Origin of the sequence: Variovorax sp. RO1, assembly GCF_002849325.1 — a bacterium.
Taxonomy (GTDB): Bacteria; Pseudomonadota; Gammaproteobacteria; order Burkholderiales; family Burkholderiaceae_C; genus Variovorax.
In genome coordinates this window covers 1,305,245-1,330,505 of record NZ_PKMT01000001.1, presented here as the reverse complement: position 1 = coordinate 1,330,505, position 25,261 = coordinate 1,305,245, and the positions used below count along the sequence as shown (strand labels likewise).

The window sequence follows — 25,261 nt, the reverse complement described above, 5'->3', positions numbered from 1 at the left end:
GATGAGCCTGAACACCGGCAGGGTCGAAGCCCTGATCTTCGACATGGACGGCACCATGATCGACTCCATGCCCTGGCATGCGCGGTCGTGGGTGACGTTTGCGGAGCGCCACGGCGTGAAGCTCGACGTGAGCGAGATCCTCGCGCGCACCACGGGCCGCACCGGCACCGAGAGCATGCGCGAGCTGTTCGAGCGCGAGCTCTCCGATGCCGAGTGCCAGGCGATGGTGCACGAGAAGGAAGAGATCTACCGCGAGCTCTTCCACGACAACTTCACCGAGGTGGCGGGCTTCACCGCCTTCGCAAAGGCAGCGGTTGCACGCGGCCTGAAGGTGGCGGTGGGCACGGCCGGCGACAAGCACAACATCGCGTTCGCCATGTCGCGCCTGAAGATGGACCCGCTGCCGCTGGCCATCGTCGGCGGCGACGAAGGCTTTTCGGGCAAGCCCACGCCCGCGATCTTTCTGGAAGCCGCGCGCCGCATCGGCGTGGCGCCCGAGCGCTGCATCGTCTTTGAAGACGCGCCCTTCGGCATCGAAGCGGCCCGCCGCGGCGGCATGCGCGCCGTGGCCGTGTGCAGCACCCATACGGCCGCCGAGCTGGCCGGCCCCCACGTGATCGCCGCCGTTCGCGACTACAACGAACTGGCCCATTCGAATTTTCTGGAGACCCTCGATGCTGCTTCAGCGTGACGCCCAAGGGCAACCCATTGCCATCCGACGCGAAGACTATGCCGCGCCGGCGTTCTGGATCGACACCGTCGACCTGACCTTCGACCTCGACCCTGCCAAGACCCGCGTGCTCAACCGCATGCAGCTGCGCCGCAACCCCGAGGTGCCGGCCCAGCCGCTGCGCCTGGACGGCGACGAGCTCAACCTGGCGCGCGTGCTCGTGAACGGCCAGGGCGCCTCGTTCCGCATGGAAGGCGACCAGCTCGTCCTGGACGGCCTGCCGTCCGCGGAAGAAGGGGCCTTCGAGCTCGAAATCTTCACCACCTGCTGCCCCATCAAGAACACCAAGCTGATGGGCCTGTTCGTGAGCGAAGACACCTTCTTCACGCAGTGCGAGGCCGAGGGCTTCCGCCGCATCACGTACTTCCTCGACCGTCCCGACGTGATGGCGATGTACACCGTGACGCTGCGCGCCAGCAAGGCCGCGTACCCGGTGCTGCTGTCGAACGGCAACCTCGTCGACCAGGGCGAGCTGCCCGAGGGCCGCCACTTCGCCAAGTGGGTCGACCCCTTCAAGAAACCCAGCTACCTGTTCGCCCTGGTGGCGGGCAAGCTCGTGGCGCGCGAACAGCGCATCAAGGCGCGCAACGGCAAGGAGCATCTGCTGCAGGTGTACGTGCGCGCCGGCGACCTCGACAAGACCGAGCACGCCATGAACTCGCTCGTCAACTCCGTGCTGTGGGACGAAGCCCGCTTCGGCCTGCCGCTGGACCTCGATCGCTTCATGATCGTGGCCACCAGCGACTTCAACATGGGCGCCATGGAGAACAAGGGCCTGAACATCTTCAACACGAAGTACGTTCTGGCCAACCAGGCCACCGCCACCGACGCCGACTACAGCAACATCGAAAGCGTGGTCGGCCACGAGTACTTTCATAACTGGAGCGGCGACCGCGTGACCTGCCGCGACTGGTTCCAGCTGTCGCTGAAAGAAGGCCTCACCGTCTTCCGCGACCAGGAGTTCAGCCAGGATTTGTGCGCCGATGCCTCGGCCCGCGCCGTGAAGCGCATCGAAGACGTGCGCGTACTGCGCACCGCCCAATTCCCCGAAGACGCCGGCCCCATGGCCCACCCGGTGCGGCCCGACAGCTACATCGAGATCAGCAACTTCTACACCGTCACCATCTACGAAAAGGGTGCCGAGGTCGTTCGCATGATGCAGACGCTGGTCGGCCGCCAGGGCTTCGAAAAGGGCATCACCCTGTACTTCGAGCGCCACGACGGCCAGGCCGTGACCTGCGACGATTTCGCCCAGGCCATTGCCGACGCCAACCCCGACTCCGAACTGGCGCGCCTCCTGCCCCAGTTCAAGCGCTGGTACAGCCAGGCAGGCACGCCCCGCCTGGCCGCGCACGGCGTGTACGACGCGCAGAACCGCAGCTACACCCTGAGCGTGGTGCAAAGCTGCCCGCCCACGCCGGGCCAGCAGACCAAGGAACCCTTCGTCATTCCGCTGAATATCGGCCTGCTCGACGCCGCCACCGGTCGCGAACTGCCCATGCAGCTCGACGGCGAAAGCGACGTCGCACGCGGCACCCGCACCATCGTGCTGTCGCGCGCCGGCGAGCAGATCACCTTCGTGGGCCTGGACGCCGAGCCCGTGCCGTCCATCTTGCGCGGCTTCAGCGCGCCGGTGATCCTCGACTTTGCGTACACCGACGCCCAGCTGCTCACCCTGCTGGCCAACGACCCCGACCCGTTCAACCGCTGGGAAGCCGGCCAGCGCCTGGGCCTGCGCGCCGCGCTGCAAGCCATTGCCGCGAACGCCACCGACACCACGCCGGTGCTGAACGACGCCTACCTCGACGCCATGCGCAGCGTGCTGCGCCACCCGCAGCTCGACGCCGCCTTCAAGGAGCTGGTGCTCACGCTGCCGTCGGAAACCTACATCGCCGAGCAGCTCGACGTGGTCGATCCGCAGCGCGTGCACCTCGTGCGCGAAGCCATGCGCGCCCAGCTCGCCACCGCCCTCCTTGCCGACTGGGAGCAGGTGTACGAAGCCAACCACGACACCGGCGCCTACACGCCCGACCCGACCTCGTCGGGCCGCCGCGCACTGGCCGGCATGGCGCTCAACTTCCTGTGCCTGGCGGCGCGCACCTCGGGCGACACCGTGTGGCCTGGCAAGACCCTGCAGCGCTTCAAGGACGCGGGCAACATGACCGACCGCTTCAACGCGCTCAACGCGCTCGTGTCGTCGGGCCACACCCTGGCGGCGCAGGCGCTCGCGCGCTTCCACGCCATGTTCAAGGACGAGGCGCTGGTCATCGACAAGTGGTTCTCGCTGCAGGCCGGCGCCAGCGACCGCGGCGGCGACATCCTGCCGCTGGTGAAGCAGCTCATGAAGCACCCCGACTTCTCGCTGAAGAACCCCAACCGCGCGCGCAGCGTGATCTTCAGCTACTGCAGCGGCAACCCCGGCGCCTTCCACCGCGCCGATGCGGCCGGCTACGTGTTCTGGAGCGAACGCGTGATCGAGCTCGACGCCATCAACCCCCAGGTGGCCGCCCGCCTCGCGCGCGCGCTCGACCGCTGGAGCAAGCTGGCCGAGCCGTACCGCAGCGCCGCACGCGAAGCCATTGCCCGCGTGGCTGCCAAGCCCGACCTGAGCAAGGACACCCACGAAGTCGTCACCCGCGCCCTTGCCGGTAATTGAGCTCTCCCCCAGGCTTCGCGCACTTCGTGTCGCTTCTCCAACCCCCTCACCGGGGGCAACACCAGCGGCCCGGCAAAGCCGGTTCCGCGGTGTTCCACGAACAGACCCTCTCATTTGGATAGGACAGATCCCATGGCACAGCAAAAAATCTCCTTCACCCGCTACCTCGTCGAGCAGCAACGCGCCGACGGCCTCATTCCCGGCCAGCTGCGCCTGTTGCTCGAAGTGGTCGCCCGCGCCTGCAAGAGCATCAGCCAGGCCGTCAACAAGGGCGCGCTGGGTGGCGTGCTCGGCACCGCCGAGAGCGAGAACGTGCAGGGCGAAATCCAGAAGAAACTGGACATCATCGCCAACGAAGTGCTCATTGAAGCCAACGAATGGGGCGGCCACCTCGCGGCCATGGCCAGCGAAGAGATGGAAACCATCCACGTGGTGCCCAACCGCTACCCGCAGGGCGAATACCTCTTGATGTTCGACCCGCTCGACGGCAGCAGCAACATCGACGTCAACGTGAGCATCGGCACCATCTTCAGCGTGCTGAAGAAGCCCGACGACACCCCCGGCGTGCAGGAAGCCGACTTTCTGCAGCCCGGCACCCAGCAAGTGGCCGCCGGCTACTGCATCTACGGCCCACAGACCACCCTGGTGCTCACCGTGGGCAACGGCGTGGCCATGTTCACGCTCGACCGCGAGCAAGGCAGCTTCGTGCTCACGCAGGAAGACATCCAGATTCCGGCCGATACGAAAGAATTTGCCATCAACATGAGCAACATGCGCCACTGGGACGAGCCCGTGAAGCGCTACATCGACGAATGCCTGGCCGGCAAGGAAGGCCCGCGCGGCAAAGACTTCAACATGCGCTGGATTGCCAGCATGGTGGCCGACGTGCACCGCATCCTGATGCGCGGCGGCGTCTTCATGTACCCGTGGGACAAGCGCGAGCCCGAAAAGGCCGGCAAGCTGCGCCTGATGTACGAGGCCAACCCCATGAGCTGGCTCGTCGAACAGGCCGGCGGCGCCGCCACCAACGGCAAGCAGCGCATCCTCGACCTGAAGCCCACCAAACTGCACGAGCGCGTGAGCGTGATGTTGGGTTCGCGTCACGAAGTGGAGCGTTTGACGCAGTACCACGCCGAGAAGCCTTGATTTCTTGGCTATAATCTGAGGCTTCGCCGGTGTAGCTCAGTCGGTAGAGCAGCTCATTCGTAATGAGAAGGTCGGGTGTTCGATTCATCTCTCCGGCACCAATTAAAAGCCCCGTTGCTATCAACTCGATAGCAACGGGGCTTTTTCATTTGCGATGTTGCGACGTGCAGGCCTTAGCCTGCAGTGATCTTGAAGCTCCCACGTCATACCGTGCGCCTAACTCGTAGACTTCTGCGGGCCATGACAGCTATCCGCTTCTTACAAGAATGAATCAACACGCCCACTCCGCTTTCATCTGGTCCGTGGCCGAACTCCTTCGCGGCGACTACAAGCAATCCGACTACGGCAAAGTTATCTTGCCTTTTACCGTGCTTCGACGCCTCGATTGCGTGCTGGAACCCACGAAGGCAGCCGTGCTGGCCGAGTTCGAAAAGAAGCAGCGAGCAGGTGTGAATCCCGAGCCTTTCCTGTTGCGGAAGTCGGGGCATACCTTCTACAACACCTCGCCGATGGATATGCGGGTCCTGCTTGGTGACGCGGATCACATTGCCCAGAACATCACCAGCTATGTGCAGGACTTCTCGCCTGCCGTCCGCGATGTATTCGAGCACTTCGAGTTTCAGGCCCAAATCGATCGCTTGTCCAAGACCAAACTGCTGTACCAGGTGGCCGAGAAATTCGCGAACATCGAGTTGCATCCCAATCACGTGAGCAACGCCCAAATGGGCCATGTTTTCGAAGAGTTGATCCGCAAGTTCGCGGAACTCAGCAACGAAACGGCTGGGGAGCATTTCACACCGCGCGAAGTCATCCGCCTGATGGTGAACTTGATCTTCATCGAGGACGACGAAATCCTGAGCCGGCCCGGGGTCGTACGCACCATCTACGACCCAACCGCTGGCACCGGCGGCATGTTGAGCGTGGCGGGCGAGTACTTGTCCGAGCACAACCCGCAAGCGCGACTGACAGTGTCAGGCCAGGAACTCAACCCCGAGTCCTATGCAATCTGCAAGGCCGACATGCTAATCAAGGGGCAGGACGTGACCAATATTGCTTTCGGCAACACCCTTAGCGACGACGGACACGCGCACAGTCACTTCGACTACATGCTGTCCAATCCGCCCTTCGGGGTTGAATGGAAGAAAGTCGAGAAGGAAGTTCGCAAAGAGCACGAGCAACAAGGCTTCAATGGTCGCTTCGGACCTGGCCTGCCGCGCGTCTCAGACGGCTCCATGCTGTTCCTATTGCATTTGCTCTCTAAGATGCGTCCGGCTAGCGAAGGTGGTAGTCGCTTTGGCATCGTGCTCAACGGGGCACCTCTTTTTACCGGCGGGGCTGGCAGTGGAGAGAGTGAAATTCGGCGCTACATATTGGAGAACGATCTGTGCGAGGCGATCGTCGGACTGCCTACCGATATGTTCTACAACACAGGCATCAGCACATATGTGTGGATCGTCAGCAACCGCAAACCTACCGCGCGCAAAGGCAAGGTGCAACTAATCGATGCGTCTGACTCGTGGCAAAAGATGCGTAAGAGCCTCGGATCTAAGCGCAAGGAATTGAGCGATGATCACATAGACCAGATCACTCGTCTGTTCGGTGATTTCATAGAAGCCGAGCGGGATGGGAAGCCGATTAGCCGCATCTTCAGAAACGAGGACTTCGGGTATCGCACTATTACCGTAGAGCGACCGTTGCGCGATGTCGACGGGAAGCTGACGCTCGGCGAACGTGGAAAACTGAAAGGCAAGCAGCAACCCGACTCGACATTGCGTGACGCGGAAAACGTGCCGCTCAGCGAAGACGTAGAAGCATATTTCAAACGCGAAGTACTACCCCACGCGCCGGATGCATGGATTGACCACGAAAAGACCAAAGTGGGATACGAGATTCCTTTCAACAGGCACTTTTATGTGTTCCAACCGCCACGCCCGTTGGAAAAGATCGATGTCGAACTGAAGCTAACTACCGATCGCATTCTTCACATGATTAAGAGGCTTACGACGTGAGTGTCACGAAGTACTCTGACTACAAGGAAAGCGGCGCGGTGTGGCTAGGCGACATACCCGCGCATTGGTCTGCGGTCCCTCTGAAACAGGTAATAGCTCGCATTGAGTCTGGCACGAGCGTCAACGCGATCGACATGCCTGCTGTCGACAACCAGATCGGTGTACTTAAGACCAGTTGCGTCTATCACGGCGAATTCGATCCCAAGGAAAACAAGGCCGTACTGCCAGAAGAATACAAGCGCGCAAGCTGCTCAGTCACGGCAAACACGTTGATCGTCAGCCGAATGAACACTCCTGGTCTCGTAGGCATAGCAGGAATTGTGCGACAGAGCTATAGAAATCTGTACCTTCCAGATCGACTTTGGCAGGTGCATTTTCACCATGCCAATCCCGCCTACGTCCATTACTGGAGCCGAACCGCGTCGTATCGAGCACAAGTGGAAGTAGCTTGCGCGGGCACAAGTTCGAGCATGCAGAACTTGGGGCAAGACGCATTCCGGAGTTTTAAGTTCCCCCGTCCCTCGATACCAGAACAGAACGCCATAGTCCACTTTTTAGATCACGAAACCGCCAAGATCGACGCGCTGGTCACCGAGCAGCAGAAACTCATCGTGCTGCTAAAGGAAAAACGCCATGCCATCATCTCCCACGCCGTCACCAAGGGGCTCAATCCAACAGTGCCGATGAAGAACTCGGGGGTCGACTGGCTGGGAAAGGTACCTGCACACTGGACGATCTGCGCCATCCGAAGAGTGCTTCTAAGGGTGGAACAGGGCTGGAGTCCAGAATGCTTTTCACGACCCGCAGAGAAAGAAGAGTGGGGTGTACTAAAAGCCGGTTGCGTCAATCGAGGGGTGTTTGACCAAAACGAAAACAAGGCTCTGCCTCCCGAGCTGACGGCTATACCCGACTACGAAGTCCGCGTGGGTGACGTTCTAATGTCTCGCGCAAGTGGCTCCCCTGAGCTGGTTGGCTCGACGGCCTATGTAACTTCTACCCGCGAGAGGTTGATGCTGTCCGACAAGATATTTCGTCTGAAGCTCGCACCGCACATGCACCCTCGCTTCTTCGTCGCGGCCCTAAATTCGCGAGCCCTACGCGAACAGATCGAGCAGGCACTAAGCGGTGGGAACGGCTTGGCGAACAACTTGCCGCAATCGAGTCTGTTGAGGTTTGTTCTCTGCGTTCCACCCGAGGAAGAACAACGGGATATTTGTGCGCACTTGGACCGTGAGACCAGCCGTATTGATGCCCTGATTTCGGAAGTCGTGAGAGCCACAGAGCTTCTACTCGAACGACGGGCCTCCCTAATTTCCGCCGCCGTCACCGGCAAGATCGACGTGCGCAATGCCATTGCCTTGCCCGAAGAAGTTGCATGACCAACGACACTCCAAAAACTATCCAGATCTTTCTGCCACATGGCGATCCGCGTGGCATTCGTGTTGCCGAGATCACCACGCGCATCGTGCAAGTCATAGAGGTGCCACGCATCTTGTTGCCCGCATTCCTAAAGATGCCGGAAAGCGATCAGGTCGCCCTGTACTTCTTGTTTGGCGAGGCAGAGGATGGCGCCGACCCCAAGGTGTACATAGGACAGACGGGCGATCTACGTGTGCGGCTCGCGAAGCACAACAAGGAGAAAGAGTTTTGGGAGCGCGCGCTGATACTGATTTCAAGAACCAACAGCCTGACACAGACGCATGCTCTATTCCTAGAGTGGTGCTGCCTGCAAGCCGCTCGAAAAGCGGGGCGATATCGCGATGAGAACGGCAATGGCGGCAGCAAGCCGCACACGCCTGCGCCGCTCGAAGCGGACTGCCTGGAGATCTATTCCACCGGCCACTCGCTGCTCGCGACGCTTGGTTATCCGATCTTCGATCCCGTCGCCAAGCCTCCATCGGCAGTCGCGTCCGATGAACTTTTCTACTGCAAGGCAAGTGGTGTCAATGGACGTGGCATGTACACCGAGGAAGGCTTTGTTGTCCTGAAGGGATCAATCGGGCGCAAAGACAACGTGCCGTCAATCATCGGCACCGCCGGGGAGAGATTGCGTGATCGGTTGCTGGAATCGGGCGCAATGCGTGCCCAAGGGGAGACGGTAGTCTTCGAGCGCGATCACCTGTTCAGGTCACCCAGCATGGCAGGCCTTTCTCTACTGGGCCGCACATGCAACGGTTGGATTGACTGGAAGACGAAAGATGGCAGAACGCTGGACGCAGTCAAGCGCCAAACTACGGAGCCCGCATGAGCCTGCACAAAGAGATCGCGTTCGAGAACGACATTTGCAGCCATCTGGGTGCGCATGGTTGGCTCTACGAAGAGAACGCGCAGCTTTACGACACGCCTCGTGCCCTCTTCCCCTCTGACCTGGTCGCCTGGCTACAGGCAACCCAGCCCAAAGCATGGGAAGCTCTTGGCAAGAACCACGGTCCAGCGGCTGAAACTGTTCTGCTAGACCGCTTGCGCAAGCAACTCGACGAGCGAGGCACGCTTGAAGTCCTGCGCTTCGGAATCGAAATGCTCGGTGCACGCGAGCCCCTGAAGCTGGCGCAGTTCAAGCCTGCGCTGGCGATGAACCCTGATCTGCAAGCCCGCTACGCCGCCAACCGCCTTCGCGTCGTTCGGCAAGTGCGCACCAATCACAACGATGTCATCGACCTTGTGCTGTTCTTGAACGGCATCCCCGTTGCTACCGCGGAGGTCAAGACCAACTTCACCCAGAACGTCAACGAAGCCGTTGACCAATACCGCTTCGATCGCCAACCCAAGCCCAAGGGCAAGCCGTCGGCCGAGCCGCTACTCGAGTTCCCGCGCGGCGCACTGGTCCACTTTGCCGTCAGCAACAGCACGGTCATGATGACCACGAAGTTGCAGGGCCCGACCACCAGCTTCCTGCCCTTCAACCTGGGCGACGACGGCGCGGCCGGCAACCCGTTCAACCCCAAAGGCCACCGCACGGCCTATCTGTGGGAGCAAGTTTGGCAGCCCGACAGTTGGCTTGAGATCATCGGCCGCTATCTCGTTACCAAGCGCGACAGCAAGAAAAAGGTCACCAGCGTCATCTTCCCGCGATACCACCAGCTCGACGCCACGCGCAAGCTGCTCGCAGCTGTTCTCGCGGATGGTGCCGGACAGAAGTACCTCATCCAGCACTCGGCGGGTTCTGGCAAGACCAACTCGATTGCCTGGACCGCTCACTTCCTTGCCGACCTCCACGACGACAAGCACAAGAAGCTCTTCGACAGTGTGTTGGTCGTGAGCGATCGCACCGTCCTCGACGCCCAATTGCAAGAAGCCATCTTTGACTTCGAGCGTACGGCGGGGGTCGTCGCCACCATCAAGGGCGAGAGTCAGAGCAAGAGCGGCGAACTCGCCGCGGCGTTGTCGGGCGGGAAGAAGATCGTGGTCTGCACGATTCAGACCTTTCCGTTTGCGCTCAAGGCGGTGCAGGACCTAGCGGCCACACAAGGCAAGCGCTTTGCCGTGATCGCCGATGAGGCGCATAGCTCGCAAACCGGCGATGCGGCGTCCAAACTCAAACAGGTGCTCAGCGCGGAAGAACTCAAAGAGCTGGCCGATGGTGGCGAGTTTGGTACCGAAGATCTGTTGGCTGCTCAGATGGCCGACCGCGCGAATGTGGCGGGCATCACTTACGTCGCCTTTACGGCGACACCCAAAGCCAAGACGCTGGAACTGTTTGGCCGCAGGCCCAATCCGGAACAAGCCACTGGGCCGAACAACCTGCCAGCGCCATTCCATGTCTACTCGATGCGCCAAGCAATCGAAGAAGGCTTCATCCTCGATGTGCTGAAGAACTACACGCCCTACAAGCTGGCTTTCAAGCTGGCCAACGAAGGCAAGGAGTGGGACGAGAAGGAGGTCGAGCGCAACGAGGCCATGAAGCACCTGATGCGCTGGGTGCGCTTGCACCCCTACAACATCAGCCAAAAGGTCGCGATTGTGGTGGAGCACTTCCGCGAGAACGTGGCGCCACTGTTGAACGGCCATGCCAAAGCGATGGTGGTCGTCGGTAGCCGCGTCGAAGCTGTGCGCTGGCAACTCGCGGTCAACAAATACATCAAGGACAGCGGCTACCACTTGAGCACGCTGGTCGCGTTCTCGGGTGAGGTCGATGACTCGCAGTCGATTCCAGAGCCAGTCACGGAGAACAGCGTCCAGCTGAATCCGAACCTCAAAGGCCGCGATATGCGCGAGGCCTTCGCCACAGACGAGTACCAAATCCTGTTGGTCGCCAACAAGTTTCAGACCGGCTTTGATCAACCGCTGCTGTGCGGTATGTATGTCGACAAGCGCCTGGGCGGTATCCAGGCGGTGCAGACGTTGTCTCGCCTGAATCGCGCCTACAACGGACCTTTCGGCGTGAAGGACACAACCTATGTGCTCGACTTCGTCAACGACCCCGACGAGGTGCTGGCGGCCTTCAAGACCTACTACGCGACAGCCGAACTGGCCGGTGTGACCGACCCGAATCTGGTGTTTGATCTGCGCGCCAAGCTGGACGCATCAGGCCACTACGACGATTTCGAAGTGGAGCGTGTCGCGTTGGCAGAGACGAATCCCAAGGCCACCCAAGCCATGTTGGTCTCGGCTATCGAACCCGTGGCAGATCGGCTGCTCAAGCAATTCAAGGCGGCGCGCAAGGTCTTGCTCGACAGCGAGGTATCCGCAGCCAGCAAGGACACCAAGGCGACACAGGATGCCAAGGACACGCTGGACGCTTTGACGCTGTTCAGGCGCGATCTAGGCGCTTTCATGCGCGTCTATGCTTTCTTGAGTCAAGTCTTCGACTACGGCAGCACGGGCCTTGAGAAGCGGGCCATCTTCTTCAAGCGCTTGCTGCCCCTGCTTGATTTCGGTCGCGAACGCGAAGGGATCGACATGTCGAAAGTGGTGCTGACACACCACAAGCTCAAGGACGATGGAAAGCGCCATCTGGCTTTGCACGAACCTGGGGCCGTATACAAGCTACAGCCGCTGACCGAGACGGGTGCGGGCGAGGTGCAAGACAAGGTCAAGGAGTTGCTCTCAGAGATCGTCGCCAAGGTGAACGACCTGTTCGAAGGCGAACTGACAGACGACGACAAACTGGTCTATGTGAACAACGTTCTCAAGGGCAAGCTGTTGGAGTCGGACGTGCTTGTGCAACAGGCAATGAACAACTCGAAAGGCCAGTTCGCCAACTCCCCGGACCTTGCCGCCGAATTGCTGAGTGCAATCATGGACGCCTTCGCAGCGAACACGACCATGAGCACGCAGGCGTTGGACTCGGACCGAGTACGCAATGGGCTCAAGGACATTCTTCTCGGACCAGCTCAGCTGTATGAGGCACTGAGGGCACGCGGGCAGTACGCCTCAAGCGGCCCTGCCCCCCTCTAGCCAGATGAATCGCTTCGGGCCTCTCGGCGTCAATGTTCCTTCATCCGCTGGAACAACTGCTTCGCCTCGTCGGCGAGGTCCGTCGCGATCCACATGATGTTGTCCCGATGCCGGGGGCCAATCGCCTCAAACCACTCGCCCTCGTCCCCATAGCAGCAGCTCAGCAAAGACTGCAGTTGGGTCAGCTTGTTCTCAAGGATGTCTGACGCGTCCGGCTGGTGGTTCGCGTCGTGGGATTCGGGCGTGGTTTGCCCGGCGATAATTCGATCAGCCATTGGTGTGCTGCCTTTCCAAAGATTTGCACGTCACTTGGTCAGACGGTCAGGGTGTTAGCGCACCCTGGCCGTCGCCTTTTGCGCCTCACATCGACATCGCTGCGGTGTGCATCGATGTCCCGCCGTGAGGCGCGGCGGTCGTTCAAATGTAGGGAGAGAAGCGCGTCAGCGGAAGCCTCACACGGTGAACAAATGAGGACTCGCGTCGACTTTGTGGGGCGCGACTGTGATCGCTACGGCCTCGACGGTGTCGGCATTCAGGCCTTGATCTGTTTGGCTTTCGTTCGACTCGGCGCACGTCGCGGCGCCTTGTAGTTCGGGTCCACCGCTCGGAGGGCTTCGGGCATCTTCTCGGCGATGGCGATCAGCGTTTTCGCAGCGCCTGTCGGTTCTCGGCGCCCCTGCTCCCACTGCTGCAAGGTGCGAACCGATACGCCGAGCAGTTCGGCAAAGCCGGCTTGCGAAAGACCTGCGTTCTCGCGTGCGGCAACAACAGGCGTGTAGACCTTGCGCGTTTTTCCTGCGCCCATCTCGCGCGCAGACTGCACGAGCAGCGCCTCGAAGTCTTGGCTTGCTTCGAAGGCAGCCAGCTCGGCATCACTCATTGGCTTCTTCTGCGGCATTGCGCAACTCCTTCAAGGTTTCGCCAGAGATCGAATCGAGGTTCGCCTTGGCATAGATCAACAGCAGGACGACTTCACCGCGCTTCGTGCGATTGAAGTACACCACTCGCACGCCACCGCTCTTGCCCGAGCCGACACGGCTCCAGCGCACCTTGCGCACCCCGCCCGACTTCTGGACGAGATCGCCCGCATTGGGGTTCTCTGAGATGTAGGCAGCGAACTCGCCTCGCTCTTCCTCCGCCCAATAGTTCGGCCACAGCTTCTGGAAGGTTGGGGTTTCGACAATGGTGAGCATGGCAAAAATGTACGCCACTGGCGCATATTCTACGCGCTTGAAATCGTGACCATCGTCACGAATGCCGCATAAGAAATTCGACGTGCAAGCAGGACCCGCTCTACAGGTCGATCAAGAAGCGCTTCTGCGAAGAGCTCACCTGCTTCAACCCGCCCCCGCCGCCCACGCCTCCACCCGCCGCACCAACGCATCCCGCCGCGCCGCCACCTCCGCCAGCAGGTACTGCCGCGCCTGCTCTTGCGCCACATCACTCGACAGAAACCACTGCTCGCGCTCGGCGCTGCCTCGCGGCGGCGGGGTGCCCCACCCTGCTTCGCCTATGGCGCCTCTGAACGCTTCGGTCATGGGCAGGCGGCCGTCGGTCTTGCCGATGCTCGACAGCGCATCGGGCGGGCCGTCGAGCGCGATGCGCACGTGCACGACGCTCTCGCCTTCGGTGCGGATCGATGCGCCCAGGCCGCCCTCGCGGTGCACGCGCCACAGCTCTGCCGCGGAGGCGTTGCGGACCCAGCTCTCCAGCGCGCGGACCAGGCTCTCGAGAATGATCTGTTGGTTCATGGGGAATATTTCACTCGGTTCTGGCGGGTGTCGGCAAGCAGCCACGGTGCGAATAGGCCAAAAGGCCGTTGTAACTTCTTGCCTTGGCGCCTGCGCTATATTTCTTGGCATGGAAAAGGCATCCGACATAGGCAAACCCACGGTTCCGATCGATCTGATCGGGCCGGAGCATTGGGTCCGTTCACGGCGCGGCCCTCGCCGTACGACGAAGGTGCTCTTCATCTTGATCGGCGGGCTCGCAGCAGCCACCGCAGTGGCCTACAGCTTCTTCGGCGCGGGGCGCTGAACACAAGCAAACAGACGAACAAGCCGCTCCCGTCTTCATTCTTCACCCACACACGCATCGCTCGCGCACCGCGAGCCGCACAAGGCAAAGCCCGCTGTCCGTTGACTCAACGGGCAGCGGGCTTTTCTCTTTGTACGCGTGGCGCTACTGCAGCCGCGAGCCGCGCGGCAGGCGCTTGGCCAGCCACTCGTGCACGTCCGCGCGGATGTTGCGGCCTTCGAGCAGGAAGTTCTCGAAGCGGCTCGGCACGTACGGCAGGTAGACCAGCGGCATGCCGGCTTCTTCGGGCGTGCGCGCGGCCTTGCGGTTGTTGCAGACGGCGCAGGCGCTCACGAGGTTGGTCCAGCTCCACGGGCCGCCGCGCGACTCGGGCATGACGTGCTCGCACTGCAGGTCGCGATCGGGAAACACCTGTGCGCAGTACGCGCAGGTGTGCCTGTCGCGGCGCAGCAGCTTGGCCTTGGTCACGCCGGGCACGACGTCGAAGAGGTTGATCTTCGACGCACCGCGCAGCGCGATGATGGGCGCGACTTCGATGCGCGACTGCACACCGCGCGCCACGTTGAAGCCGCCGCGCAGCGTGGCCAGCGGCAGCGCGCCGTCTTCCCAGGCCACGCTGCCGGTGGCGTAGTGCAACACCGCCTGCTCCAGCGAGATCCAGGCTTGCGGCGTGCCCTGAATATCGAGTTGCAGGACGTGAGAGTGCATGATGAATCGCCTCCCTTCGCGGCGATGGTTGGTTGTGAACGGTTGGGGTGCACGAACGGAATCGAACCGTTGTCAGCGGGACCACAACCCGCGGCTCTGCCATTGAGCTACACGCACCATTGAAAAGAAGAAGAAAACTGAAACGAAAGACGCCGGCCTGCTACCACTCGCCCGACGCGCGCACGCGCTGGTCGAGGTCGAGGCTGTCGAGTGGCGCCTCGGTGCCGTCCGGCAATGCCGACGCGCGGTACGCGATGGCGCGCGGCCCGAGCCCGACGCCGAAGCGCTGGGCCAGCGACCACACCATGTGCCTGCGCGGCAGCGGTGACGGGTGCACGGCGATCATCCGGATCGGTGTGTTGCGCTTGCGCATGAGGGCCTCCTGGGTGGGTGAGAGAAAAATAAAAGCAACGACTTGAAAAAATGTCCGGTGACGGGTTCCGGCGCCGCCCCATCTTTGCGGCCGGTTTCCGCGGGCGGGCCACGCGTTGGCATGGCCCGGTCCCGCTCGGGTGTGGTCCGTGTGGCAGGAGTTGAACCTGCGACCCTCTGGTCCCAAACCAGATGCGCTACCAGGCTGCGCCACACACGGAAGAAAAACAAAAGAAGCCTGCCCGCGCTTCCATTTCGGTTGTGTCCTCACGCGACGGGCCGCGCGCTGGGCACGGCCCCGTCAAACGTCGCTGCACAGGAGTGATCAACTCATGCACATCCCGCCAGACCGTCGACGCGGCAATTTCTGGCGGTGGGGTGAAGGCACACCCGAAATGGAAAGCGGCAAAACAAAAAGGCCCGGAACCTTGCGGTGTCCGGGCCTCTTTGCGAGAGAGCTTGAGAGATGCGCGCCTACGCGCGACCTCCACCCGGGGGCACCTGATGAGCCTCGAACTGACCACCCACGCGCAGACGGGCTGCGGCTTGGGTGGCGTACGCGGTGTTCAGATGCGAAGACAACGACAGGGGCGACGGCATGTCGAAACCATGGCAGAACCCGACGCGCACGAGCGGTCGGCCCGAGGCGGGTCGAATGCTGGTGAGGGTCAGTGCGGTGTTCACGATGGTTCCTGGTCAAAAATTGCCGCTGTCGGCTGTAAGGGGTTGGAAAAAAGGGACGGCTGGTGCCGTGAATTGGAGGCAACTGTAAAGAGTGTTTACGGCGACGTCAACAACCGGGACAATCTTTTCTTGTCTTGTTGTTGTTTTTGAACAGTGCCCCATACCACCGTCGCGCGCCGCCGCAATGCGCTTGTGCTGCATCGCCGCTTTCTCGAGGACGCCGTCGCGGCGGGCCTACCCGCCAAGGGGCTCGACCAGGCGTTCGCACGCAAGATCGAAATCTCTCCGAGCATGTGGAGCCAGATCAAGAGTGCGCGGCCCATCGGCGACAAGCTCGCACGGCAGATCGAACGGCACTGCGAGGTGGCCGCCGGTTGGCTCGACGAAGACAACACACCGCCTTCAGAAGCACCGCCCGATGCGGCAGAAGAGCGCTTCGTGGCCGCCGCGCGTGAGGCGTGGCAACAGGCCAATGCGAAGGGAAAGCGGGAACTCAGCGGCTGGCTGAAGAAGCACGCGCAGGAGAAGAAGAAGGCGCTCGAGCCTGCCGACGGCCCTGTGCCGGCGCCCTGATCTCTCTCAGGCTTTGCCGGAAGCCAACGCCGGCGCATCGCGCAGGATGGCCGCACGCATGTCGTCCGGCACGGCGATGGCGCGGTGGGTGTCGAGCGAGGTCGTCACCAGCACCTGCCGCACCTGCATGCGCACCTCGCCCGAGGTGGGCTCGAAGCAGCGCAACGACAGCGTGATCGAGCGCGAGCCCAGTTGCGCGACCGAAAGGCCGAGCATCACGCGATCGCCCATGCGGCTCACGGCGCGAAAGTCGGCGTCGAGCTTCACGGTCGGCAGGCCGACGCGGCGCTCGCCGATCAGTGCGTGGTAGCCCACGCCGAGCCCGTCGCTCACCCAGTCTTCGACCAGGCCGTTGAGCATCACGAAGTACTGCGGATAGAAGACGATGCCCGCTGGGTCGCAGTCAGAAAAGCGGATCAGGCGCGGGCGCTGGAACTCCACACCACCACCCTCGCCGCTCATGCGCGCGCTTCCTCGCCCGCGCCGTCGCCGCGCATCACGTGCACGCGCAGCAGCCCGAGCTGGCTGTGCATCTGCTTGACGGTCTTCATGTCCAGGCCCGAGAACATCTCGAGAATCCACTGCTCGTGCTCGGTGGCCATGGCCTCGAAGGCGGTGCGGCCGGTGGGCGTGAGGCTCACGATCCAGGCGCGGCGGTCGTCGGGGCTGGGGGCGCGCGCCACCACGCCTTCGCGTTCGAGCTCGTCGGTCAGGCCGGTGACGTTGCCGCCGGTCACCATCAGGTAGCGCGAGAGCACGCGCATCTTCAAGCCGTCTTTGTAGCGGTAGAGCTGCGCCATGTAGTCGAAGCGCGCCAGCGAGATGCCGAAGCGCTCGCGCAGCCGGCGCCGTATTTCGGCCTCGATCTGCGTGGTGCTCGCGAGCATGCGCAGCCACAGCTTGAGCATGGCGTGGTCTTCATGGCCGGCGCGGCCTTCGTGGCCGAGTTCTTCGGCGTCGCTCAGCACGGCATGCGAGGCATCGTTGCGGTTCATGTGACTTCTCCTCCGGAAACGGAGATCGACTGGCCGGTGACCGACGCGGCGCCGTCGCCGCAGAGCCAGCGCACGGCATCGGCCACTTCGGCGGGCTGCACGATACGCTTTTGCGGGTTCACGCTGGAGAACTCGGCCAGCGCATCGGCTTCGCTGCGGCCGGTCTTGCCGACCACGTTGGCGACGCTGTTGCGCAGGATGTCGGTGTCGGTGTAGCCCGGGCACACGGCGTTCACGGTGATGCCCTTGCGCGCCACTTCGAGCGCCAGCGCGCGCGTGAGGCCGATCACGCCGTGCTTGGCGGCGGTGTAGGCCGACACGTAGGCGTAGCCCTTCTGCCCCGCCGTGCTGGCGATGTTGACGATGCGGCCCCAGCCGGCGTCGAGCATGTCAGGCAGCGCAGCCTGCGCGCACAGGAAGCTGCCGGTGAGGTTGACCGACAGCATGCGCTGCCACAGCTCGACCGAGGTCTTCAGGAACGGCGCGCTCTCGGCGGCGCCCGCGTTGTTGACCAGCACGGTCACCGCCCCGCGCTCGGCCCGCGCCTGCGCAAAGGCCGACTGCACGGCCTGCGGGTCGGCCACGTCGGCCGCCACCACGCCGTGGCCGCTGCCCGCGAGGGTTTCGGCCACGCGCTGCAGGGCCTGCGCGTCGCGGCCCAGCAGGGTCAGCTTGGCGCCCTGGGCGGCAAGGGTGCGGGCGATCTCTGCGCCGATGCCGCGAGCGGCGCCGGTGACGAGGGCATGACGGCCAGTGAGCGAATTTGTGTGCATACCTGAATGGTTTAGTTCTGAATCATTTTAGCCGCTTGCGCCCCGGCGTGGTGCTACCGCATGAAACGGCCGCCGTTGAGGTCGAGCGTCGCGCCGGTCATGAAGGCCGCGGCCGGCGAGGCCAGGTAGACGACGGCGGCGGCCACCTCGTCGGCCAGCCCGAAGCGGCCGAGCGGGATGCCGGCTTTCAGCATCTGCTGCCGCTCGGGTGGCAGCGCAGCGAGCGCGGGGCTGTCGATGGCGGCGGGCGCCAGCGCATTCACGGTCACGCCGTGCGGCGCCAGCTCCTGCGCAAAGGCACGCGTCAGCGCCAGCAGGCCGGCCTTGCTGGCGGCGTAGTGCACACCGGTGGCGCTGCTGACCTGCTGCCCCGCCAGCGAGGCCAGGTTGACGATGCGGCCCGTGCCGCGCTCGCGCATGTGCCTTCCCGCGATGCGGCAGCCGAAGAAGCTGCCGCGCAGGTTGATGGCGAGCACGTCGTCCCACTCGGCGGGCGTGATGTCCCACAGCGAAGTGGTCGGCGTGCGCGCCGCGTTGTTGACCAGGATGTCGACCGCGCCGAAGTGCGCCACGGCCTGCGCGAAGCGGTCGTTGAAGGCCTGCTCGTCGCGCACGTCGAGCGGCAGCGCGAGGCCGTTCACCTCGGCGGCAACGGCCTGGGCGTTGGCTTGGTCGATGTCGGCCAGCGCGACGCGCGCACCGGCCTGCGCCAGCCCGCGCGCGATGGCCGCGCCCAGCCCCTGCCCCGCGCCGGTCACGAAGGCCACGCGCCCTGCCAGCGGAAGCATTGCTGCGTGCGTCATCCCGCCTTCGCGGGCCGACCGTCCCAGGTCTGCGGCCCCACGCCGCGCTCGCGCAACTTGAACTTCTGCACCTTGCCGTTCTCGGTGCGCGGCAGGTCGGGCAGCAGGTCGATGTAGCGCGGCACCGCGAAGTACGGCAGCCGGCCTTCGCAGAAGCGCGCCAGCTCGGTCGGGTCGATGACCACGCCGTCGCGTGCCACCAGCGCGGCCATCACCTCGTCTTCGGCCAGCTCGGAGCGCACGGGGTACACCGCGCACGAGGCCACGCCGGGGTGGCTCAGCAGCACCTGCTCGACTTCGAAGGACGAGATGTTCTCGCCGCGTCGGCGGATCGCGTCCTTGATGCGGTCGACAAAGCGGAACGCGCCGTCGGCATCGCGCACCACGCGGTCGCCCGTGTGGAACCACAGGTTGCGCCAGGCCTCGACGGTCTTCTCGGGCATGTGGAAGTAGCCGCTGGCAAAGGCATAGGGCTCATCGGCACGCAGCAGCAGTTCGCCGGCCTCGCCGGGCGGCAGCGACACGTCGTCTTCGTCGGCCACGCAGGCCTGGAAGCCGGGGCGCAACCAGCCCATGACACCACCGCGCGGCGAATCGGGCGCCGTGGCGATCGCGAAATTGGTTTCGGTCGAGCCATAGCCTTCGAGCAGCGACACGCCCGTGCGCGCCTTGAAAGCCTGCCCCGCCGCCGCGGGCACGCCGGGCCCGAGGCCGGTGCGCACGCGATGGTGGCGCTCGCCCTCGCCTTCGGGCTGCGCCAGCAGGATGGGCACCATGGCGCCGAGCAGGTAGACCACGGTCGCACCGTTGGCGCGCATCGCGGGCCAGAAGCCCGAGGCGGAGAAGCGCGATTCGAACACCACCTCGGCCCCGGTGAGCGCGGCCTGCGCGAAGGTGTTGAGCGCGTTGATGTGGAACAGCGGCAGCGTGGTGCACAGCACGTCGTCGCGGCCGACACCGAGCACTTCTGCGCTGTTCACGCCCCACCAGAAGTACTGCGCCTGCGGGCAGATGACGCCCTTGGCCGGGCCCGTGGTGCCCGAGGTGTAGAGGATGGCGAGCGGGTCGCCCGGCTGCACCGTGGCGGGCGGCAGCGCCTGCGCGCCCGGCGGATAGGCCGACACGCGCACGCCGGCGGGCGGCGTCCACGGCGCTTCGCCCTTGTCGATGGCGCCGACCACCCACACCTCGCGCAGCGCCGTGCGAGACAGGTCGGCCGTCGCCAGCCGCTCCAGAAAGCCCGCCTCGATCACCAGCAGCTTCGCCTCGCTGTTCGCAAGGAAGTATTCGATCTGCGGCCCCATCGATGCGGTGTTGACCGGCACGACCGACGCGCCGAGCCAGCCCGCGCCGAGAAAAGTGTCGAGGAACTCGATGCGGTTGCCGCACATGACGGCGATGCGGTCGCCGCGCGCCACGCCGTGCTGCGCGAGCGCACCGGCGCGCGTGGCCGCCGCGTCGGCCGCGTCGGCATGCGTCCATTGCCGGCCCGCGATGCGCAGCAGCGGGCGGCTGCCGAACAGCGCCGCCTGCCGCTGCAGCATGGCAGGCAGCGTGCGCTGCGACGGCGGCACCGCGCGCGGGTCACTCGTCATCGTGCGTGCCTCCGCCGAGGTAGGTGGCCTGCACGCGCGGGTCGCTGGCCAGTTCGGCCGACGCGCCCGAGAGCGCGATCTCGCCGGTCTCCAGCACATAGCCTTCGTCCGAGCTTTCGAGCGCGGCGCGCGCGTTCTGCTCCACCAGCAGAATCGACACGCCGTCGTCGCGCAGCTTGCGCACGATGGTGAGGATGTCGCGCACGATGAGCGGCGCCAGGCCCAGGCTGGGCTCGTCGAGCATCAGCAGGCGCGGTGCCGACATGAGCGCACGGCCCACGGCCAGCATCTGCCGCTCGCCGCCCGAGAGCGTGTCGGCGCGTTGCGCGCGACGCTCGGCCAGTCGCGGGAAGCGGTCGTACACCGACTGCAGCTGCCGCTTCATCGCGTCGCCGCGCAGCCGCTTGGCGTAGGCGCCGAGCTGCAGGTTGTCGAGCACGGTGAGTTCGCCGAACAGCTCGCGGCGCTCGGGCACGAGGCACAGGCCGCGCTCCACGCGCGACTCCACATCGAGCCCCTGCAGGTCTTCGCCCTCGAAGCGCAGCGTGCCCTTGCACGGCAGCAGGCCCATGGCCGCGGCCAGCAGCGTGGTCTTGCCCGCGCCGTTGGGACCGATCACCGAGATGATCTGGCCCGGCTGCACGTCGAGCGACACGCCGCGCACGGCTTCGACCTGCCCATAGGACACGTGCAGGTCGCCAATCTCCAGCATCGCGGTCATACGACGCTCCCGAGGTACGCCGCCTGCACACGCTCGTCGGCGCGCACCGCCGACGGCACGCCCTCCACGAGCTTGGAGCCGAAGTTCATCACCACCAAACGGTCCACCAGTTTCATCACGAAGTCCATGTCGTGTTCGACGATCAGGATGGTCACGCCCTCCTCGCGCAGCTTGCGCAGCAGGTCGCCCAAGGCCATCTTTTCCTTGCGGCGCAGGCCGGCCGCGGGCTCGTCGAGCACCAGCAGCACGGGGTCCGCGGCCAGCGCACGCGCAATCTCCAGGATGCGCTGCGTGCCCAGCGGCAGGCTGCCCGCGAGCTCGTTCGCGCGGTCGCCCAGGCCGATGCGGTCGAGCTGGCGTTGCGCCTCCTGCAGGATCTGGCTTTCTTCCGTGCGATCGAGCCGCAGGCCCGCCTTCAGGATGCCCGAGCGCGTGCGCGAATGCGCGCCCAGCGCCACGTTGTCGAGCAGGCTCATGTGCGGGCGCAGCTTCACGTGCTGGAAGGTGCGCGCCAGCCCGAGCCGCGCCACCGCGCGCTGCGGCATGCCGGCGATGTCGTGCTCGAGAAAGCGCACCTGGCCCGCGCTCATCGGCAGCGTGCAGGTCAGCAGGTTGAACATGGTCGACTTGCCCGCGCCGTTGGGCCCGATGAGGCCGACGATCTCGCCCGCCTTGACGTCGAAGCTCACGTCGTTCACCGCCACCAGCCCGCCGAAGCGCTTGACCACGCCGTTGACCGACAGCACCGGCGTGCCGCGCGCCGGCAGCTGCCGGTGCGGCAGCGGTTCGACCGGCGCCCCTGCGTAGCGCGAGGCGCCCTGCGTCGCACCGCGCCGGCGCGTCCAGCGGCGCAGCAGGCCCATCACGCCGCCGCGCGCAAAGTGCAGCAGCAGGATGAACAGCGCCGCGAAGGCCACGGCCTCCAGCTGGCCCGCGCGCTGCGTGAGCATCGGCAGCACGTCCTGCAGGCCGTTCTTCAGCACCAGCACCAGCGCCGCGCCCACCAGCGCCCCCGAGAGCTGCCCGAGCCCGCCGGCCACCGCCATCAGCAGGTACTCGATGCTCATGCGCACGTCGAAGGGCGACGGGCTCACGAAGCGGTTCATGTGCGCATAAAGCCAGCCCGCCAGCCCCGCGAACAGTGCCGCCGTGACGAACAGCGACAGCCGCACGCGGTACGCATCCGCCCCCACGCTCGCCAGCAGCGTGGCGCCGCCGCGCAGCCCGCGAATCGCGCGGCCGGGGCGCGACTGCAGCAGGTTGTGGCTGAACAGGCAGGCCAGCCCGACCACGACCCAGATCAGGTAGTACATCGCGCGCGGATCGGCCAGCGACCAGCCGCCGATCTGCAGCGCCGGGATGTTCGACAGGCCCGTGTGCCGGCCGAGCGCATCGACGTTGCCGAACAGCATCGCGATCGACAGCCCCCAGGCGATGGTGCTCAGCGGCAGAAAGTGCCCGCCCAGGCGCAAGGTCAGCATGCCGATGGCCAGCGCCGACAGGCCCGTGAGCAGCAGCGCGAACAAGAGACCGAGCCACGGCGACAGGCCCTGCGCGGTGGTGAGCCACGCCGTGGCATAGGCTGCGATGCCCACGAAGGCTGCCTGCCCGAACGAGGTGGCGCCGCCCACGCCGGTGAGCAGCACGAGGCCCAGCGCCACCAGCGCGCCGATGCCGATGTCGTTCAGCAGCGAGACCGTGAAGCTGCCCGCCACGGCCGGCACCAAGGCCAGCACGACGACGACGCCCGCGATCCACGCCATGCGTTTCGTGTTGCCGTTCATTGGTCCACCTCGTCTTCTTCCTCTTCCGAATGGGCCGCCATGAAGGAGCGCAGCATGAGCACCGGGATCAGCAGGCTGAACACGATCACGTCTTTCAGCGCGCCGCTCCAGAACGACGCGAAGCTCTCGACCACGCCGACCGCCAGCGCGCCGATGGCCGTCATCGGGTAGCTCACGAGCCCGCCGATGATCGCGGCCACGAAGGCCTTCAGGCCGATGATGAAACCCGAGTCGTAGTACATGGTGGTCACCGGCGCAATCAGCACACCGATGAGCCCCGCCAGCAGCGAGGCGCAGCCGTAGGCCAGCAGCGCCGTGCGCACCGGCCGGATGCCGACCAGCCGCGCGCCCACGCGGTTCACGGCCGTGGCGCGCAGCGCCTTGCCGGCCACCGTGCGCTCGAACACCAGGAAGAACAACCCGCTCAGCACGACCGCCGCCCCCACCATCAGCACCACCTGGCCGCTGACCGTGAAGCCGTCGCCCAGCGTGAACACCGCGCTCGTGAGCGGCGTGGTGCGCGAGCCTTCAGGCCCGAAGAACAGCAGGCCCAGGCCCGAGAGCAGAAAGTGCAGCGCGAGCGACACGATCAGCAGCACCAGCACCGAGGCATCGGCGATCGGCTGGAACACCACGCGCGCCAGCAGCGGCGCGATGGGCACCACCAGCAGCACGGCCACCGCGATGTGCACGGCCACCGGCACGCCGGGCCGCGCCGCCAGCCAGGCGAGCACGCACGGAATGGCGGGCAGCACGCCCCACATCAGCACCGCCTTCGGTATGCGCGCGGTCTCGCCGCGCCGCAGCAGGCTGCCGACTTCGGTGGCCAGCGCCAGCGCGGCCAGCACCGCGACCATGCCGATGGTCGGCGGCACGCGGCCGGTTTCGAAGGCCGCCAGCGACAGGGCGGCAAAGGCCGCGATGTCGCCGAACGGCACGAACACCACCCGCGTGACCGAGAAGATCAGCACCAGCCCGAGGCCGGCGAGCAGATAGACGGCACCGTTGGCCAGGCCGTCGGTGACGAGGATCAGCGCCACGTCCCAGTTCATAGAAAAACCTCTGTCGGAGTCATCGTTGTCGTTGTCGTGAAGGAAAACAGGAGATTCAAGGGGCGAGCTTCCATTGGCCGTTGTCGAGCTTGACGATCACGCGGGCGCGCTCGTCCACGCCGTACAGGCTGCCGGGCTTGAAGGTGTAGACGCCGTGCGTGCCGACCACTTCCTTGGTGCTGAAGATCGCGTCGCGCAGCGCCACGCGGAACTCGGGCGTGCCCGGCTCGGCCTTCTTCATGGCGCGCGAGGCGGCATCGACGAACACCAGCCAGCCGTCGAACGAATAGGCCGAGAAGGCGTCGCTCGTGGGTGCGTTGTTGACCTTCTGGAACACGGCGCGGAAGTCGGTCGCGATCTTCTTGGTCGGATAGTCGGCCGGCAGCTGCTCGGCGACGATCACCGGGCCCGTGGGCATCAGCGCGTTCTGGCCGGCCGCGCCGACCACGCGCACGAAGTCGGGGTTGATGAGGCCGTGCTGGCCGTACACGCCGCCCTTGAAGCCGCGCTCCTGCAGCGCCAGGAACGGCAGCGCGCCCGGCGTGCCAGCGCCGCCGGTCATCACCGCGTCGGGGCGCAGCGCCACGATCTTCAGCACCTGGCCCGTCACCGACGAATCGCCGCGCGCATAGCGCTCGTTGCTCACCACCTTGATGCCGGCGGCGGGCGCGGCCTTGTTGAGGGCCTCGTACACCAGGTCGCCCCAGGCGTCGGAGAAACCGATGTAGCCCACCGTCTTGACGTTGTTGCGCTTCATGCGCTCGACCACCGCATCGATCATGAGCTGCGTGGGCTGCGCCACCGTCATGACCCACGGGTTCTCGTTGGGGTCGAGCAGGATGGGTGTGAGGCCGATCATCGGCGTCTTGGCCTCCTTGCCCACCTGCGCCATCGCGATGGCCGACGGCACGCCCGAGGTGCCCATGAGCACGTCGACCTTTTCGTCCTCGATGAGCTTGCGCGCGTTGCGCCCGGCCGTGGTCGGGTCGGAGCCGTCGTCCAGCACCACGAGCTGGATCTTGCGGCCGTTGACCTCACCCTTGTAGGCCAGCGCGGCCTGCATGCCCTTGGCATACGGCACGCCCAGCGAGGAGTTGGGCCCCGACAGCGACACGCTGAGACCGACCTTGAGGTCGGCCGCCAGTGCGCTCGCCACACCACAGGCGGTCAGCGCTGCGGCGAGGGCACCGCGCGTCAAGGTCTGCATCAGGTTCTTCATGTCGTAG

25 protein-coding genes and 3 tRNA genes are annotated in these 25,261 nt (G+C 64.7%); 11 read left to right on the top strand and 17 right to left on the bottom strand.

Annotated elements, in window-relative coordinates; translation table 11 throughout:
- Window position 1: 1 nt before the first annotated feature.
- The 8 genes from CY658_RS06515 to CY658_RS06475 all read left to right on the top strand — a co-directional run bounded on the left by CY658_RS06515 (window position 2) and on the right by CY658_RS06475 (window position 11,938).
- The gene (locus CY658_RS06515) at window positions 2-691 is read left to right on the top strand and encodes an HAD family hydrolase (RefSeq protein WP_101489367.1); all 690 of its coding nucleotides are present in this window, start codon (window positions 2-4) and stop codon (window positions 689-691) included.
- On the top strand, window positions 675-3,386 hold the full coding sequence (pepN, locus tag CY658_RS06510) for an aminopeptidase N (RefSeq protein WP_101489366.1): 2,712 nt from the start codon (window positions 675-677) through the stop codon (window positions 3,384-3,386). Before CY658_RS06515 ends, pepN begins: the two co-directional genes overlap by 17 nt.
- Before the next feature lie 132 nt (window positions 3,387-3,518).
- Window positions 3,519-4,532: a class 1 fructose-bisphosphatase gene (locus CY658_RS06505; protein WP_056571748.1), complete on the top strand. Its 1,014-nt coding sequence runs from the start codon at window positions 3,519-3,521 to the stop codon at window positions 4,530-4,532.
- Window positions 4,533-4,557: 25 nt separating this feature from the next.
- Window positions 4,558-4,633: transfer RNA gene (locus CY658_RS06500), tRNA-Thr, on the top strand.
- A gap of 165 nt (window positions 4,634-4,798) precedes the next feature.
- Window positions 4,799-6,541 carry a type I restriction-modification system subunit M gene (locus CY658_RS06495; RefSeq protein WP_101489365.1) on the top strand — a complete coding sequence of 581 codons (1,743 nt, stop codon included), beginning with the start codon at window positions 4,799-4,801 and terminating at the stop codon, window positions 6,539-6,541.
- Window positions 6,538-7,920: a restriction endonuclease subunit S gene (locus CY658_RS32415; protein WP_143713620.1), complete on the top strand. Its 1,383-nt coding sequence runs from the start codon at window positions 6,538-6,540 to the stop codon at window positions 7,918-7,920. The genes CY658_RS06495 and CY658_RS32415 overlap by 4 nt, the downstream gene beginning before the upstream one ends.
- Entirely contained in the window at window positions 7,917-8,789 is an 873-nt protein-coding gene (locus CY658_RS06480; RefSeq protein ID WP_101489362.1) for a GIY-YIG nuclease family protein, read from the top strand. Before CY658_RS32415 ends, CY658_RS06480 begins: the two co-directional genes overlap by 4 nt.
- Entirely contained in the window at window positions 8,786-11,938 is a 3,153-nt protein-coding gene (locus CY658_RS06475; RefSeq protein ID WP_101489361.1) for a type I restriction endonuclease subunit R, read from the top strand. The genes CY658_RS06480 and CY658_RS06475 overlap by 4 nt, the downstream gene beginning before the upstream one ends.
- Before the next feature lie 29 nt (window positions 11,939-11,967).
- On the opposite strand, the gene CY658_RS06470 is transcribed toward CY658_RS06475, so the two are convergent.
- The 4 genes from CY658_RS06470 to CY658_RS06455 all read right to left on the bottom strand — a co-directional run bounded on the left by CY658_RS06470 (window position 11,968) and on the right by CY658_RS06455 (window position 13,689).
- Window positions 11,968-12,213, bottom strand: coding sequence for a hypothetical protein (locus CY658_RS06470; RefSeq protein ID WP_180838878.1), 246 nt, complete (start codon window positions 12,211-12,213; stop codon window positions 11,968-11,970).
- Between the two features lie 257 nt (window positions 12,214-12,470).
- On the bottom strand, window positions 12,471-12,836 hold the full coding sequence (locus CY658_RS06465) for a helix-turn-helix domain-containing protein (protein ID WP_101489360.1): 366 nt from the start codon (window positions 12,834-12,836) through the stop codon (window positions 12,471-12,473).
- On the bottom strand, window positions 12,811-13,131 hold the full coding sequence (locus CY658_RS06460; RefSeq protein ID WP_101490257.1) for a type II toxin-antitoxin system RelE/ParE family toxin: 321 nt from the start codon (window positions 13,129-13,131) through the stop codon (window positions 12,811-12,813). The genes CY658_RS06465 and CY658_RS06460 overlap by 26 nt, the downstream gene beginning before the upstream one ends.
- Window positions 13,132-13,275: 144 nt before the next feature.
- Entirely contained in the window at window positions 13,276-13,689 is a 414-nt protein-coding gene (locus tag CY658_RS06455) for a hypothetical protein (RefSeq protein WP_101489359.1), read from the bottom strand.
- A 109-nt stretch (window positions 13,690-13,798) separates the two neighbouring features.
- Between CY658_RS06455 and CY658_RS32705 the strand changes: the two genes are divergently transcribed.
- The gene (locus CY658_RS32705; RefSeq protein ID WP_180288561.1) at window positions 13,799-13,975 is read left to right on the top strand and encodes a hypothetical protein; all 177 of its coding nucleotides are present in this window, start codon (window positions 13,799-13,801) and stop codon (window positions 13,973-13,975) included.
- 144 nt (window positions 13,976-14,119) lie between these two features.
- Here CY658_RS32705 and CY658_RS06450 read toward each other — a convergent pair whose 3' ends face one another.
- The 4 genes from CY658_RS06450 to CY658_RS06435 form a co-directional block, all read right to left on the bottom strand.
- Window positions 14,120-14,683 (bottom strand): HNH endonuclease, encoded by a 564-nt coding sequence (locus CY658_RS06450; RefSeq protein ID WP_101489358.1) that lies wholly within the window; start codon window positions 14,681-14,683, stop codon window positions 14,120-14,122.
- A gap of 43 nt (window positions 14,684-14,726) precedes the next feature.
- Window positions 14,727-14,800, bottom strand: a tRNA-His gene (locus CY658_RS06445).
- A gap of 43 nt (window positions 14,801-14,843) precedes the next feature.
- Complete coding sequence (locus CY658_RS06440) at window positions 14,844-15,056, bottom strand: short-chain dehydrogenase (RefSeq protein WP_101489357.1); 213 nt, start codon at window positions 15,054-15,056, stop codon at window positions 14,844-14,846.
- Window positions 15,057-15,198: 142 nt separating this feature from the next.
- Window positions 15,199-15,275 (bottom strand) — tRNA-Pro (locus CY658_RS06435).
- 284 nt (window positions 15,276-15,559) lie between these two features.
- Here CY658_RS06435 and CY658_RS32410 point away from each other — a divergent pair.
- Together CY658_RS32410 and CY658_RS06430 are read left to right on the top strand one after the other, a co-directional pair.
- Window positions 15,560-15,889: a hypothetical protein gene (locus CY658_RS32410; protein WP_143713618.1), complete on the top strand. Its 330-nt coding sequence runs from the start codon at window positions 15,560-15,562 to the stop codon at window positions 15,887-15,889.
- Window positions 15,890-15,892: 3 nt separating this feature from the next.
- Complete coding sequence (locus tag CY658_RS06430) at window positions 15,893-16,312, top strand: hypothetical protein (RefSeq protein WP_101489356.1); 420 nt, start codon at window positions 15,893-15,895, stop codon at window positions 16,310-16,312.
- A 6-nt stretch (window positions 16,313-16,318) separates the two neighbouring features.
- On the opposite strand, the gene CY658_RS06425 is transcribed toward CY658_RS06430, so the two are convergent.
- Genes CY658_RS06425 through CY658_RS06385 form a run of 9 tightly spaced genes read right to left on the bottom strand, consistent with a single transcriptional unit; the run spans window position 16,319 to window position 25,254 of the window.
- A complete protein-coding gene (locus CY658_RS06425; protein ID WP_101489355.1) occupies window positions 16,319-16,774 on the bottom strand; it encodes an acyl-CoA thioesterase in 456 nt (151 codons plus the stop codon).
- Window positions 16,771-17,307 (bottom strand): MarR family winged helix-turn-helix transcriptional regulator, encoded by a 537-nt coding sequence (locus CY658_RS06420; RefSeq protein WP_099791713.1) that lies wholly within the window; start codon window positions 17,305-17,307, stop codon window positions 16,771-16,773. The genes CY658_RS06425 and CY658_RS06420 overlap by 4 nt, the downstream gene beginning before the upstream one ends.
- Complete coding sequence (locus CY658_RS06415) at window positions 17,304-18,080, bottom strand: SDR family NAD(P)-dependent oxidoreductase (protein WP_101489354.1); 777 nt, start codon at window positions 18,078-18,080, stop codon at window positions 17,304-17,306. The genes CY658_RS06420 and CY658_RS06415 overlap by 4 nt, the downstream gene beginning before the upstream one ends.
- A 53-nt stretch (window positions 18,081-18,133) precedes the next feature.
- Window positions 18,134-18,883: an SDR family NAD(P)-dependent oxidoreductase gene (locus CY658_RS06410; RefSeq protein WP_257884773.1), complete on the bottom strand. Its 750-nt coding sequence runs from the start codon at window positions 18,881-18,883 to the stop codon at window positions 18,134-18,136.
- Window positions 18,880-20,478: an ATP-dependent acyl-CoA ligase gene (locus CY658_RS06405; protein ID WP_101489352.1), complete on the bottom strand. Its 1,599-nt coding sequence runs from the start codon at window positions 20,476-20,478 to the stop codon at window positions 18,880-18,882. The genes CY658_RS06410 and CY658_RS06405 overlap by 4 nt, the downstream gene beginning before the upstream one ends.
- Window positions 20,468-21,199 carry an ABC transporter ATP-binding protein gene (locus tag CY658_RS06400; RefSeq protein WP_101489351.1) on the bottom strand — a complete coding sequence of 244 codons (732 nt, stop codon included), beginning with the start codon at window positions 21,197-21,199 and terminating at the stop codon, window positions 20,468-20,470. Before CY658_RS06400 ends, CY658_RS06405 begins: the two co-directional genes overlap by 11 nt.
- Window positions 21,196-22,983 carry a branched-chain amino acid ABC transporter ATP-binding protein/permease gene (locus CY658_RS06395; protein WP_101489350.1) on the bottom strand — a complete coding sequence of 596 codons (1,788 nt, stop codon included), beginning with the start codon at window positions 22,981-22,983 and terminating at the stop codon, window positions 21,196-21,198. Before CY658_RS06395 ends, CY658_RS06400 begins: the two co-directional genes overlap by 4 nt.
- Window positions 22,980-24,035 (bottom strand): branched-chain amino acid ABC transporter permease, encoded by a 1,056-nt coding sequence (locus tag CY658_RS06390; protein WP_101489349.1) that lies wholly within the window; start codon window positions 24,033-24,035, stop codon window positions 22,980-22,982. The genes CY658_RS06395 and CY658_RS06390 overlap by 4 nt, the downstream gene beginning before the upstream one ends.
- Window positions 24,036-24,090: 55 nt before the next feature.
- Window positions 24,091-25,254 (bottom strand): ABC transporter substrate-binding protein, encoded by a 1,164-nt coding sequence (locus CY658_RS06385; RefSeq protein WP_101489348.1) that lies wholly within the window; start codon window positions 25,252-25,254, stop codon window positions 24,091-24,093.
- Window positions 25,255-25,261: the final 7 nt, after the last annotated feature.

What these genes read in the sequence shown, in the direction of transcription:
- CY658_RS06450 (WP_101489358.1), bottom strand. Translation starts at nt 14,683, where the DNA reads ATGCACTCTCACGTCCTGCAACTCGATATTCAGGGCACGCCGCAAGCC.
- CY658_RS06515 (WP_101489367.1), top strand. Translation starts at nt 2, where the DNA reads ATGAGCCTGAACACCGGCAGGGTCGAAGCCCTGATCTTCGACATGGAC.
- CY658_RS06395 (WP_101489350.1), bottom strand. Translation starts at nt 22,983, where the DNA reads ATGAACGGCAACACGAAACGCATGGCGTGGATCGCGGGCGTCGTCGTC.
- CY658_RS06455 (WP_101489359.1), bottom strand. Translation starts at nt 13,689, where the DNA reads ATGAACCAACAGATCATTCTCGAGAGCCTGGTCCGCGCGCTGGAGAGC.
- pepN (WP_101489366.1), top strand. Translation starts at nt 675, where the DNA reads ATGCTGCTTCAGCGTGACGCCCAAGGGCAACCCATTGCCATCCGACGC.
- CY658_RS06440 (WP_101489357.1), bottom strand. Translation starts at nt 15,056, where the DNA reads ATGCGCAAGCGCAACACACCGATCCGGATGATCGCCGTGCACCCGTCA.
- CY658_RS06470 (WP_180838878.1), bottom strand. Translation starts at nt 12,213, where the DNA reads ATGGCTGATCGAATTATCGCCGGGCAAACCACGCCCGAATCCCACGAC.
- CY658_RS06505 (WP_056571748.1), top strand. Translation starts at nt 3,519, where the DNA reads ATGGCACAGCAAAAAATCTCCTTCACCCGCTACCTCGTCGAGCAGCAA.
- CY658_RS06415 (WP_101489354.1), bottom strand. Translation starts at nt 18,080, where the DNA reads ATGCACACAAATTCGCTCACTGGCCGTCATGCCCTCGTCACCGGCGCC.
- CY658_RS06475 (WP_101489361.1), top strand. Translation starts at nt 8,786, where the DNA reads ATGAGCCTGCACAAAGAGATCGCGTTCGAGAACGACATTTGCAGCCAT.
- CY658_RS06405 (WP_101489352.1), bottom strand. Translation starts at nt 20,478, where the DNA reads ATGACGAGTGACCCGCGCGCGGTGCCGCCGTCGCAGCGCACGCTGCCT.
- CY658_RS32705 (WP_180288561.1), top strand. Translation starts at nt 13,799, where the DNA reads ATGGAAAAGGCATCCGACATAGGCAAACCCACGGTTCCGATCGATCTG.
- CY658_RS06425 (WP_101489355.1), bottom strand. Translation starts at nt 16,774, where the DNA reads ATGAGCGGCGAGGGTGGTGGTGTGGAGTTCCAGCGCCCGCGCCTGATC.
- CY658_RS06420 (WP_099791713.1), bottom strand. Translation starts at nt 17,307, where the DNA reads ATGAACCGCAACGATGCCTCGCATGCCGTGCTGAGCGACGCCGAAGAA.
- CY658_RS06495 (WP_101489365.1), top strand. Translation starts at nt 4,799, where the DNA reads ATGAATCAACACGCCCACTCCGCTTTCATCTGGTCCGTGGCCGAACTC.
- CY658_RS06390 (WP_101489349.1), bottom strand. Translation starts at nt 24,035, where the DNA reads ATGAACTGGGACGTGGCGCTGATCCTCGTCACCGACGGCCTGGCCAAC.
- CY658_RS32410 (WP_143713618.1), top strand. Translation starts at nt 15,560, where the DNA reads ATGAGCCTCGAACTGACCACCCACGCGCAGACGGGCTGCGGCTTGGGT.
- CY658_RS06460 (WP_101490257.1), bottom strand. Translation starts at nt 13,131, where the DNA reads ATGCTCACCATTGTCGAAACCCCAACCTTCCAGAAGCTGTGGCCGAAC.
- CY658_RS06400 (WP_101489351.1), bottom strand. Translation starts at nt 21,199, where the DNA reads ATGACCGCGATGCTGGAGATTGGCGACCTGCACGTGTCCTATGGGCAG.
- CY658_RS06385 (WP_101489348.1), bottom strand. Translation starts at nt 25,254, where the DNA reads ATGAAGAACCTGATGCAGACCTTGACGCGCGGTGCCCTCGCCGCAGCG.
- CY658_RS06410 (WP_257884773.1), bottom strand. Translation starts at nt 18,883, where the DNA reads ATGACGCACGCAGCAATGCTTCCGCTGGCAGGGCGCGTGGCCTTCGTG.
- CY658_RS06465 (WP_101489360.1), bottom strand. Translation starts at nt 12,836, where the DNA reads ATGCCGCAGAAGAAGCCAATGAGTGATGCCGAGCTGGCTGCCTTCGAA.
- CY658_RS06480 (WP_101489362.1), top strand. Translation starts at nt 7,917, where the DNA reads ATGACCAACGACACTCCAAAAACTATCCAGATCTTTCTGCCACATGGC.